Genomic DNA, 11,555 nt, shown 5'->3' on the forward strand with positions numbered 1-11,555 from the left:
TTTTGTTTGCGGCTACCCCCTCCGCCGCACCGCCGCCGCATCCACCACGTTCTCCACCTCCTCGCGCCAGCTCAAAATCTCCATCGCCAGCACCGGATGATTGAAGCCCTTGAGCTGGAGGTCGTCGAGGGCGCGCGCCTCCACCCAGGGCTCGACCATGCCGTAGACGCGGCGACTCACCACGATCTGGTTGGGCTTGGCTTCGCTGCAGAGGCGGGAGGCGAGGTTGGTGACGCTGCCGATCGCGGCATATTCCAGCCGCTGCTCGAAGCCGACCTGGCCGAGCGTGGCATAGCCGAGCGCGACGCCGATGCCGAAGCCGAGGCTATGACCGCGGTTGCGCCAGCGCTCGGTCAGGGGGCCGATCGTGTCGCGCATCTCCACCGCCATCTTCACCGCGCGCTTGGTGTGGTCCTCGAACTGGATCGGGGCGTTGAACAGGATCATCACGCCGTCGCCGGCATATTTGTCGAGCGTGCCCTCGTACTTGAAGATCAGCTGGCCAAGCGCGGCGTGATATTCGCGCAGCACGTTCATCGCCTCTTCCGGCTCGGTCGCCTCCGTGAACGCGGTGAAGCCGCGCAGGTCGCAGAACACCACCGTGACCTCGCGGCGTTGGCTGGTGAGCAACCCCTCGGGGCTGTCGGAGGAGGCGATCAGCTGCGCCACCTGCGGCGCCAGGAAACGCTCGAGCTTGCGGATGCGCTCGATCTCGCCGAGCTGGGTCCTGACTCGCTCCTCCAGCGACTTGTTCCAGTCCTTGAGCTGCTCGGTCTGCTCGCGGAGCTTGTCGGCTTGCGCGCGCACGGTCGTGTTCGCCGCCTCCAGCGCGTGGCTCTTGTGGTCGACCTCGGTAAACAGCTGCGCATTGCGCATCGCCAGCACGGCCTGGTTGGCGAAGGTGCGCATCAGGCCGATGATGCTGGGCGCGAACGCCCCGGTGGCGCGGCGCAGCACCACGAGCGAGCCGAGCGTGCCCTGCTGGTCGATCAGCGGCACCACCAGCACCGAGTTGAAGCCGGCCGCGAGCGCGGCCTCGCGCAGCGGCTGCTCGGCGGCATCGCCAAGCTCGGCCAGCGCGATCGGCTCGCCGCTGTCGGCGGCATCGCTCAGGATGTTGCCGCCTTGGGCGATGGTGACATGCGCGCCCTCGGCGGATTTGTCGATGCCGTTGGCCTCGACCAGGTTGAAGCGGCGCGCCTCGGCGTCGAAGCCGTAGATCAGCACCGCATCGGCACGGGTGATCTCGATGGCGCGGGCGGCGATGGTTGCAAGCACCGCGTTGAGATCGAGCGAGGAGGCCACCGCGCGGCCGACCTCCTCCAGCACCTTGAGCTCGTGGATCGACTGCGCGAGATCGCGGGTGCGCTCCTCGACCTTGGTCTCCAGGTTCGAATAGGTCTCCTGGATCTGGTCGGCCATGCGGTTGAACTGCCCGGCGAGGTCTTCCAGCTCGTCGGAGGTGTGCACGTCGATGCGGTGGCTGAAATCGCCTTCGCCGAGCTTATGCGCACCGTCGCGCAGCGCCGTGATCGGGATGATCATGCGGCGGGCGAGCAGCGTGCCGGCGAGGATCGCGACCATCAGGCCCATGCCGATCAGAAGCGCGATGCGCACCAGCTGGTCGCGGATCGGCATCAGGGCCTGCGTGGTCGGCTGCTCGAACAGCACGCTCCAGCCGAGCTTCGGCACGATGCTCGCGGCGCTCATCACCGCATGGCCGTTAAAGTCGGTGCCCGACGTCTCGGCTTCGTGGCCGGGCGCGATCGCGGCCGCCACCTGCGGCAGTTTGGAGAGGTCCTTGCCGATCTCGGGCCCTTTCGATGACGTCGCCAGCACCCGGCCGCGCGGATCGACGACATAGGCGAAGGCGGCCTTGCCTACTTGCGCGTCGGACAGGAAGTCGGAGAGGAAACCGAGGTCGATCTCGGCCACGGTGACGCCGGCATTGAAGCCGGAATGCGCCACCGAGATCGACATCAACGGCGTCCGGTCGGCGAACCAGGCCGGCGCGTAGGTGACGCCGCGGGCGACGGCGTCGGTGAAGCGCACGTCGCGGGAGAGGTCGGCATTGCCGCCGGTCGTGGTCGATTGCCTGGAGACGCGCAGCACCTCGCGGCCGTCGCCGTTGAGCTGGAACAGCTGGTTGACGACGGAAACCTGATGCAGCAGCGACGCATAGTCGGCGCGGCGCTTCTCCAGCGTGTCCTGGCTCGCGCGCGTCACCCAGCTGATCTGGCGGTCGAGCTCGGAAATCGCCTGCTCGATGCGCCGGGCGGCCGCCTGCGCCTTGTCCTCCAGCCCGTCGGTCAGCTGTGTCCGCGTCGCGCGGTAGGAGATCCAGGTCTCCATCGCCCCGTTGACGGCAAGGACGAACACGACGAGGCCGACGAGGGAGACGACGTATTTGGCGAACAGGCCCTCGCGCAGAGATCGTGTCTTGTCGTTCGCTCCTGCCATCCCGATCCTCTCGCGCCGCCACTGACGCTGCGCGCTATGGGCCGTACAGGCCCTTCCAAGCCGTTCTAGCACAATTTGGACCGAAGGGCCGTCGCGCGGCCGGCGGACCGGCCGGTGTGGTTACCCCCTGTGGCCTCCTGGGCAGGTGGACGGGCGGCGATGGTCGCAGCCCGATCTGTTCGAAGGAGGGAGCTTAGCGGTTGAAGAGCTGCCGCAGCACGTCGTTCATTGGCTGACTGTCCTGCTGCGCGGCCGGCGGATCCTCCAGGGCGGGGGCCGCAGGGGAGGCCTGCGGCGCCGGCGTCGAGGGCGTTGCCGGCAGGCTGCGGTTACGCCCGGTGCCGGTGCCAGTGCCGCTCCCCGCGCCGCTGGAGAGACCCTGCTGGATCAGATTGCCGATCGCCTCCCCGAGCGGGCCACCAAGCAGATTGTTCTGTCCCGGTTGCTGGCCTTGCGGATTGGCATTGCCGGTTGCATTGCCACTGCCCGGCGCGGCGGCGCCACCAAGACCAAGGTTACTACCGAGGCTGCCCAGGATGTTGCCGAGCCCGGCGCCGTCGGGGCCGAACAGGCCCTTGCCCATCTCGCGCAGCTTGGCATAGGCGGCGTCGGGATTGTCCAGCATGCCGGCCATGTCGGGATAGATCCGCGGCTGCGACCAGGAGCCCTGGATCATCACGGGAATGCCGAAGCCGACCGGCTCGGAGGTGCGGCCCTGGCCTTCGGTCGTCATCACGAGCTTCGGCTCGACGCGAAAGCCCATCATCTTGGTGTCGAGCGCGATGGTGCCGGCGCCGGTGACGCGCACCAGCGGCCCGATCAGGTTGAGATCGGTCGTCACCGCCTGACCCTTGTCGATGCGGAAGGAGGCCGAGAGCTGCGACAGATCCGTGCTCTGCTCCTGGCTCGGGTCCTGGTTTCCGTTCTGGTTTCCATTCTGGTTTCCTTGCCAGCCGGAGAGCGTGCTCGTCGTCAGCGAGCGGATCATCTGCGCGACATTGATGCCGCGGATGGCGCCGTCCTGGAAATTGACGAAGGCCGTCCCTTGCATGTTCGCCATCAGCGCGCGCTGGCTGTTGCCGGCGCTGCGCAGGGCGAGCTTGGCCTGCAGCTTGCCGTCGATGCGATCGAACTCGGCAAGGCTCTGGAGCAGCGGCAGCGCGCGCACGCCGACGAGGTCGGAATGCATCGCAAAGCTCGGCGCGCCGGTCGTCGCGTCCAGGATCACCTCGCCCGAGACCTGGCCGCCATAGGCGCCGAGATTGGCCGTGCCGGCCTTCAGCACGCCGCCGGCGAGCTTGGCGTCGAGCGCCAGCGGCGCAATGCGCGCATCGCCGATCACGGCCTCGTTGGCGGAGATCCGCACTTGCGCATCGACATAGTTGAGCCCGGCCACGTCGATCGGCGCGTTGCTCCAGGGCTGCCCGGACACGCTTTCCGGCGATTTCGCCAGCGGCATGGCGAGCCGCTGGAAGTCGAGATCGACCTTGACCAGCGGCTTGCTCGCGATGTCGACGGAAGCCCAGCCATTGAAGGCGCCATCGCCGAGCCTGCCGTTCACGCCGTTGATCATCACGACATTGCCGCTCAGCCGCATCTCGGCCTGGCCGGTGAGCTGGGACTTCAGCACGCTGGGCATATCGATGGCGAAATCCACATGAAACGCCGGCCGTTCGGCCGGCGAGGCCGCCTTGATGTCGAACTTGGTCGGGTGATCGCCGACGCGCGCGGTGCCGGTGATGTTGACCTTGCGGTCGCGGTCCAGAGTCGCGTCGGCGTTGATGGCGCTGATGCGGCCCTCGACACGGTCGCGCAGGCGCGAGAATGCCACTTCGCCGTCGGTGATCTTGATGCGGTCGATGGTGGCGCCTTTGGTGTCGAGCGCGAGCGGCTTCGCAGGCGCGGCCGCATTCGGCAGGCGTTCGCGCAGCAGCGGCTGGTAGAGCACGGGACGGGTGACGACGAGCTCGCTGATCTCGGGCCTGCCGGACCACACGCTCGCGAGCGACATGTCGGCCTGCACGCGATCGATCGTCAGGCGCGTGATGCCGCTGCGGTCCTTGGGGTCGGCCAGCGTGAGGTCGTTCAGCGTGACGTTCAGCGTCGGCCATAGGCTGATCTTGGTGGTGCCGTCGATCGACAGCCGATAGCCGGTCGCACTCTCGAGGCGCGAGGCGATCGTCGAGGTCAGGAAGCCCGAGGGGATCCCGACCACGAGCAGAAGTGCGATCACGACGATGACGGCGGCCAAAGCCCCGCCGACGAATTTCAATGCTCTCATGTCGACTTTCCAGCAACGGACAATCCGCGCCGAACCCGGCCGATCACCCGTCCTTTGCGCCCGGAGTTTATCCCCGGACGGGAAGCGGCTCCAAGCGCGTAAAAATAGTCAGGGGGTGCTGCAAAGTTATGTGACTTATGACACACTTCTCCGGCGCTGTTTTACGCGATCCTGAAGTTGATGGTTTCAAGCGATTTGCCAAGACGATTTGCCAAGAGACGATGACCAGCACGTTCACAAGGACATTGACATGAGCAAGCAGGCCGAATTTGCGGTCATCCTGAAGATGAACCCGATGTTCGCCGATCTCGGCGCAGACGAGCTCCAGCGGCTGTCCAATCTCTGCCACACCCAGCATTTGGCCAGCGGCGAGGTGCTGTTCCAGAAGGGCGATCCCGGCAATGCGCTGTTCGGCGTGCGCCGCGGCCAGGTTCGCATCGAGACCGGCGCCGCCGACGGTAGCCGGCTGACGCTGAACTTCATGGGGCCGGGCGACCTGTTCGGCGAGGTCGCGGTGCTGGACGGCCAGAACCGGACGGCGGACGCGACCGCGGGCGAGGCCAGCGAATTGTTCGTGCTGCGGCGCGAAGACTTCCTCGGCTTCCTCGAGCGCGAGCCCAAGGTCGCGATCAAAATCATCGCGCTGCTGTGCCAGCGCATCCGCTGGCAGAGCGAGCGCATGGAAGAATCCATGCTGCAGCCGCTGCCGGTGCGGCTGGCGCGGCGGCTCTGCGCGCTCGCCGCCGATTTCGGTTCCGAGGTCCACATCTCGCAGGAGCAACTCGGCGTCTTCGTCGGCGCCGCCCGCGAAAGCGTCAACCGCCAGCTCCAGGCCTGGCGCAAGGAAGCGATCCTCGATCTCCAGCGCGGCCGGATCCTGCTGCGGAACATGACCAAGCTGACCGCGATCGCGCGGAACGAGTAGGGCGAGCAGTTTCACTCTTGCTCGGCGGGTGGAGACAGATCGACGGCTAGATCCTCGGCGAGGAACGCCGCGTATCGCAGTGCCTCATCGATGTCCTCGCGCTCGAGATACCGATATTCATTGAGGATCGATTCGCGCGTCTCGCCGGCCGCCAGCAGGCCGAGCAGCCGCGCAACCGGAAAACGCAGCCCGCGAATGCAAGCTTTGCCAGTGCAGACGGCAGGTCCATCGTGATGCGCGCGAAGGCCATGCCATAGGCTAGCGGACGCAAACGACTTGCGCCACCGTGGGCTTCCAAGCTGGCGTGGACCCTACTCCGCCGCGGGCCGGGCGATGCTCGTCGCCGCCGGCCTGGCTTCCGCCGGCGCAGCCCCATGATGGTCCGTCTCCGCATCCTCGCTGTGCACGATCAGCCGCTTGGCGAAGCGCCAGATCAGGGCGCCGAAATCGTCCATCACCATGAACATCGCGGGCACGAACACCAGCGACAGGAGGGTCGAGAAGATCAGGCCGCCGATCACCGCGAGCGCCATCGGCGAGCGGAATTCGCCGCCGGCACCGACGGCCAGGGCGCTCGGCATCATGCCCGCGGCCATGGCGATCGTGGTCATCACGATCGGACGGGCGCGCTTCATGCCGGCATCGATCATGGCCTCCTCGCGCGGCGTGCCGGCCTTGATGGACTCGATGGCGAATTCCACCAGCATGATCGCGTTCTTGGTGACGATGCCCATCAGCATCAGGATGCCGATCCACACCGGCGTGGTGAGCTGCTTGCCGGTGACGAGCAGGGCCGCGATCGCGCCGCCGATCGAGAGCGGCAGCGAGAACAGGATGGTGATCGGCTGCAGGAAGGTGCCGAACAGCAGCACCAGCACCGCATAGACCATCATCAGCCCCGCCGTGATGGCGGTCGCAAAACCCTCGGACAATTCGTTCAGGCTTTCGGCATCGCCCGAGGGCGAGACCTTCACGCCCTTCGGCAGGGTCTTCATGACCGGCAGGTCGTAGATCTTCTTGGTGGCATCGCCGAGCGCGGCGGAGCCGACGAGGTCGGCGGCAACGGTCGCCTGCCGTTCGCGATCGTAGCGGCCGATGCTGGTCGGACCCTGGTCGAGCTTGACGTCGGCGATGACCGAAAGCGGCACGCCGCCCTTCTCGCCGCGCTCGCCGAGCGGCACGCGGAGCTGCTCCAGCGTCTTCAGATCGCCGCGGGCGGCGTCCTCGAGCTGCACGCGGATCGGCACCAGGCGGTCGCCGACGTCGAACTTGGCGAGTGCCGGTCCGACGTCGCCGATGGTGGCGACACGGATGGTCTGCGACAGGCTTTCGGTGGAGACGCCGAGCCGTGCGGCGAGATCGGCGCGCGGCTCGATGCGCAGTTCGGGGCGCTCCAGCGAAGTTTCGGAGATGACGTTGGCGATGGTGGGAATGCGCTTCATCTGCGTCGCAAGCTCGCTCGCGACGTTGTTGACGATGTTGGGGTCGACGCCTGTCACCACCAGCGAGATCGCGCGCAGGCCGTTCTCGTCCAGGAACCAGAAGCGGATATCGGGAACGTTCTCCAGCTCCTGGCTGATGGAGAATTCGAGCTCGCGCTGGGTGATGTCGCGGCTGTCCTTGGGTGTGTAATTGATGATCAGGGCGGCGCGGCGCACCTCCTGGGTGCCCGGCGGGACGCGGCCGCCGTCGACGAAGATGCTCTTGACCTCGGGCCGCTTGCGCAGGCGCGCGACGATGTCCTCGGTGACCTTCTCGGTGTAGGCGAGCTGGGTGCCCGGCGGCAGCTCGAGCGCAAGCAGCGAGCGCGCGCTGTCCTGGGCCGGAAGGAAGCCCTGCGGCAGCAGCGTGATGCTCCAGATCGAGGCGGCGAAGACGCCGAGCCCGATCAGCACCGTGATGAAGTAGTGCTTCACCGACCAGGCAACGATGCGATGATAGGAGCGCAGGATGGGACCGGGCGGTGGCTCCTCGTGCGTGCTGTGCTTGAGGAAATAGGCGGCCAGCACCGGCGTGACGAAGCGCGCGGCGAGCAGCGAGAAGAACACCTGCACCGAGACGGTGATGCCGAACTGCTTGAAGAACTGTCCGGCAATGCCCGACATGAAGCTCGCGGGCGCGAAGATGGCGATGATGGTCAGCGAGATCGCGATGACGGCGAGGCCGATCTCGTCGGCGGCCTCGAGCGCGGCCCGGTAGGGCGACTTGCCCATGTTCATGTGCCGGACGATGTTCTCGATTTCGACGATGGCATCGTCGACAAGAATGCCCGTCGAGAGCGTGATGGCGAGGAAGCTGACGAGGTTCAGCGAGAAGCCGAGCAGGTCCATCGCCCAGAACGCCGGGAAGATCGACAGCGGCAGCGAGATCGCGGCGATGATGGTGGCGCGCAGGTCGCGCAGGAACAAGAGCACGATGATCACGGCGAGGATCGCGCCTTCGAACAGGGTCGAGATCGCCGCGTGGTAATTGCCATTGGTGTATTCGACCGAGGTGTCGATCACCTTCAGGTCGACGTCGGGATAGGCGGCTTTCAGCGCATCGATGCGCTTCTGCACGGCCTCGGCCACCTTCACGTCGCTGGCGCCCTTGGAGCGCTTGATGCCGAGCGCGACCACCGGCTCGCCGTTGAAGCGGGCGAAGGTGCGGCGGTCGGCGATGGTGTCGGTGACGGTGCCGAGATCGTCTAGCCGGACCTCGCCGCCGCCGAACAGCGGGATCATGGTGCCGGCGAGATCGCCAAGCGTCTTGGCGCCGGCGAGCGTGCGGATCGCCTGGTCGTTCTTGCCGATCTCGGCGCGGCCGCCGGCGACGTCGACATTGGTGCCGCGCAGGCTCTGGCTGACATTGACCGCGGTCAGGCCCATCGCCTGCAGGCGATCGGGATCCAGCGAGACCAGGATCTCGCGCTCGACACCGCCGATGCGCTCGACCTGGGCGACGCCGCGCACGCCCTGCAGCGCGCGCTTGACCACGTCGTCAACGAAATAGGAGAGCTGCTCCGGCGTCTTGCCGGGCGAGATCGCGGCATAAGTCACGATCGGCAGGCCGATGACGTCGACGCGCTGGATCAGCGGCTCGGTGACGTTCTGCGGCAGGTTGGAGCGCACGCGCGTCACCGCGTCCTTGACGTCGTTGAGCGCGCGATCGGTGTTGGTCTCGAGCGCGAACTGGATCGTGGTGACCGACAGGCCATCGGTGATCGACGAGGTGATGTGCCTGACGCCCTCGACGCCGGAGACCGCGTCTTCAACCGTCTTGGTGACCTGGGATTCCAGTTCGGCCGGTGCGGCGCCGAACTGCGACACCGCCACCGAGATCACGGGGATGTCGGCCGAGGGCAGCCGTGTGATCGCAAGCTTGGTGAAGGACACCCAACCCAGCACCAGCAGGATGATGGAGAAGACGACCGACGGCAGCGGATTACGGATCGACCATGCCGAGATATTGAGAGCCATCAGCGTACCCGCGTGCGATCGAGTTCATCGGCGAACATGGTCTTGATCTGGTCGCCGTCATGGAGCGAAGAGCCGGCGTCGGCCACGACGATTTCGCCGACCTGCAGCCCTTCCAGGATTTCCGTCGCGCTGTCGGACGACAATCCGACCCGCACCTTGCGTGTCTCGACGACATTGCCCTTGACGACCTGCACCGTGAGGTGATCGATCGCGGTCTTCGGGATCGAGACGCCGCAGCTTCGCTTGGCGTCGATCGAGGCGCGAGCGAACACGCCGACCTTGAGCGAGGGGTTGTTGGCGACGCTGATGCGGACCCGCCCGAGTTGCGTGGCGCGGTCGATCTCGGGTGCAACCAGCCGGACCCGCCCGATCAGGTCGGGCGCATCGTCGCGGCTGATCCGCACGGTGGCGCCGGAGGTGAGCTTGGACATGTGCACCGCCGGGACCTGGGCGTCGAGCTCGATCTCGTTGTTGACGGCGATGCGGAACATCGGACCGGCCTGCGGCGAGGCCGGCGCGCCGACGATGGTGCGGACTTCGGTGACAAGGCCCGGCGCGGGGGCTTTCAGCGAGATCGGGCCTTGCGGGCCGGGCCGCTGCGGCTGGCCCGGAATCTGCGGCGGCGCGGTCAGGCGCGCTAGCTCCTGATTGTCGGCGACAATCGTGCCCTCGGTGACCAGGAGGTCGGTGACCCTGGAGCCTTCCTGATCGGCAACGACCACCGCCTCGCGGCGCGGCACGAAGAAGCCGGTCACCCGCACCAGATCGGAGAAGCAGGCATTGGTCGACTTCGTCACGATGACGAGCGCCTCGCTTTGCGTCTCCTTCGGCTCGGGACGCTTGCGATGCTCGAACAGATAATAGCCGATGCCGAGCGCGGCGACGAACAGCACGGTTCCGGCCGGCTTGAGATATTCAGTCAAATTCATCGCCGGATCATCCTGACCTGGCTCACGGCCATCCGCGCGAGGCCCAAACGGAGCGCTTTTCTGACATGAAGCGGCGTCCCGCAAGGCTGCGGGACGCGCTTTGGAAACGAGACCTTACACGACATCACGACTTGTCACTGGCAATGGATTCGTCGTGCTCACTTCGATGCGGTGGTCTTGTTTTCCATGTTGACGACCTGCACGCGCCGGTTGGCCTCCGCCAGCGGCTGGTTCGGGTCCTTGAGCTTGCTCTTGCCGTAGCCGACGGTGACGAGATCGGTCGCGGAGATGCTGTACTTCTCGACCAGGTAGCGCTTGATCGAATCGGCGCGACGCTCCGAGAGGTCCTGGTTGTAGGCTTCGCCGCCAGCGGCGTCGGTATGACCGGCGACCACGAAGGTCGAGCCCTTCAGGTCCGGGCTGGTCAAGGCGCGGCCGAGCGCCTGCACCGAGGGCAGCGACTTGGCGCTGATATTGGCGGAGTTGTAGTCGAACGTGATCTCGAGATCGATGTTCGGCTTGTCCTTGGCGGCCAAGGCGATTTCCTCGCGCTCGGTCGACGACAGCGAACGCGTCGAGCGGCCGCGCACCGACTGGATCAGCTTGGAGTCGGTCGCGCTCGGTGCAGGGGCGGTCTGCGGACCGATCGAGAGGCCGCGCGTCAAGGGCTTCTTCGGCGCCGGCGCCAGCGCGCGGACGATCTCGTCCTCGGTGACGTTCTTGCTGTTGCCGTCATCGCCCGCATATGCAGCCGAGGTCGGCAGTGACAGCGCGGCGCCGACGGTGATGATGGACAGAATCGCGGTAAGCCAATTTGCAGCCGATCTCATTCCCAGTCCCTCCTGCGCAGCCAGCTCACGTGCTCTCAAAATTCAAGCAACACGCCCCCGAAAAGGCCTGTTGCGGCATCCGCCCATTGGTCTTCCCAGGGCTGTTCAAGGTTCGAGCCTTGGACGGGGGCCCAACTCAAAAAAATACTAGCGCACTCCGTAGCTTGCGAATTCCTGAACGATGTTCGGATCCATCGCCTTGGCATTGGCGATGTCCAGCGCCCCCTCCTGGGCCGAGCCGTTGCGTTGCTTGGCAAGGCCGCGTCCGTAGAGCGAGGACGTCAGGCGCGGGTTGATCTTCAGGGCCGCGTCGAAATCGGCGATCGCATTCTTCACCGCGCCCGACTTCAGATTGACGAGCCCGCGGCTGTCCAGCGCATCGACGAAGTTCGGCCGCAGCCGCAGCGCCTCGTTGCAATCCTTCAGCGCGGCCTGGAGGTCGCCGACCACGGTGCGGGTCCAGCAGCGGTTGTTGAGGGCCTCGACGTCCTTCGAATTGATCCGGAGGGTGTCGTCGAAATCCTTGATGGCGAGGCTGTAGGCGCCCTTGCTGGCATAAACCTGGCCGCGGCGGTACAGCGCGTTCACGTCGTCAGGGTTGGCGGCAATCTTGGCGGTCAGGCTCTTGATCGTGGGATCGTCAGCCAGGGCGGCAGCGCTCGGCCCACCGTC

General features: G+C 66.3%; 8 protein-coding genes. 1 reads left to right on the forward strand and 7 read right to left on the reverse strand.

The window, feature by feature from the left end; genetic code table 11:
• Positions 1-12 precede the first annotated feature (12 nt).
• Complete coding sequence (locus tag I6F09_RS35735) at positions 13-2,460, reverse strand: adenylate/guanylate cyclase domain-containing protein (protein WP_225190115.1); 2,448 nt, start codon at positions 2,458-2,460, stop codon at positions 13-15.
• 193 nt (positions 2,461-2,653) lie between these two features.
• Positions 2,654-4,741 carry an AsmA family protein gene (locus I6F09_RS35740; protein ID WP_225190116.1) on the reverse strand — a complete coding sequence of 696 codons (2,088 nt, stop codon included), beginning with the start codon at positions 4,739-4,741 and terminating at the stop codon, positions 2,654-2,656.
• Positions 4,742-4,991: 250 nt separating this feature from the next.
• Here I6F09_RS35740 and I6F09_RS35745 point away from each other — a divergent pair, with 250 nt between their 5' ends.
• Positions 4,992-5,666 carry a Crp/Fnr family transcriptional regulator gene (locus I6F09_RS35745; protein ID WP_036044931.1) on the forward strand — a complete coding sequence of 225 codons (675 nt, stop codon included), beginning with the start codon at positions 4,992-4,994 and terminating at the stop codon, positions 5,664-5,666.
• 11 nt (positions 5,667-5,677) lie between these two features.
• Here I6F09_RS35745 and I6F09_RS35750 read toward each other — a convergent pair whose 3' ends face one another.
• The 5 genes from I6F09_RS35750 to I6F09_RS35770 form a co-directional block, all read right to left on the reverse strand.
• Entirely contained in the window at positions 5,678-5,863 is a 186-nt protein-coding gene (locus I6F09_RS35750; protein ID WP_225190120.1) for a DUF433 domain-containing protein, read from the reverse strand.
• 114 nt (positions 5,864-5,977) lie between these two features.
• Positions 5,978-9,124 carry an efflux RND transporter permease subunit gene (locus I6F09_RS35755; RefSeq protein WP_036015972.1) on the reverse strand — a complete coding sequence of 1,049 codons (3,147 nt, stop codon included), beginning with the start codon at positions 9,122-9,124 and terminating at the stop codon, positions 5,978-5,980.
• Complete coding sequence (locus I6F09_RS35760) at positions 9,124-10,053, reverse strand: efflux RND transporter periplasmic adaptor subunit (RefSeq protein WP_036015974.1); 930 nt, start codon at positions 10,051-10,053, stop codon at positions 9,124-9,126. Before I6F09_RS35760 ends, I6F09_RS35755 begins: the two co-directional genes overlap by 1 nt.
• Before the next feature lie 158 nt (positions 10,054-10,211).
• On the reverse strand, positions 10,212-10,883 hold the full coding sequence (locus I6F09_RS35765; protein WP_036015976.1) for an OmpA family protein: 672 nt from the start codon (positions 10,881-10,883) through the stop codon (positions 10,212-10,214).
• 147 nt (positions 10,884-11,030) lie between these two features.
• Positions 11,031-11,555 (reverse strand): tetratricopeptide repeat protein (locus tag I6F09_RS35770; protein WP_225190117.1); only part of this gene is annotated, 525 nt, incomplete at its 5' end.

The organism is Bradyrhizobium sp. IC3195 (assembly GCF_020193585.1).
Classification (GTDB): domain Bacteria; phylum Pseudomonadota; class Alphaproteobacteria; order Rhizobiales; family Xanthobacteraceae; genus Bradyrhizobium; species Bradyrhizobium yuanmingense.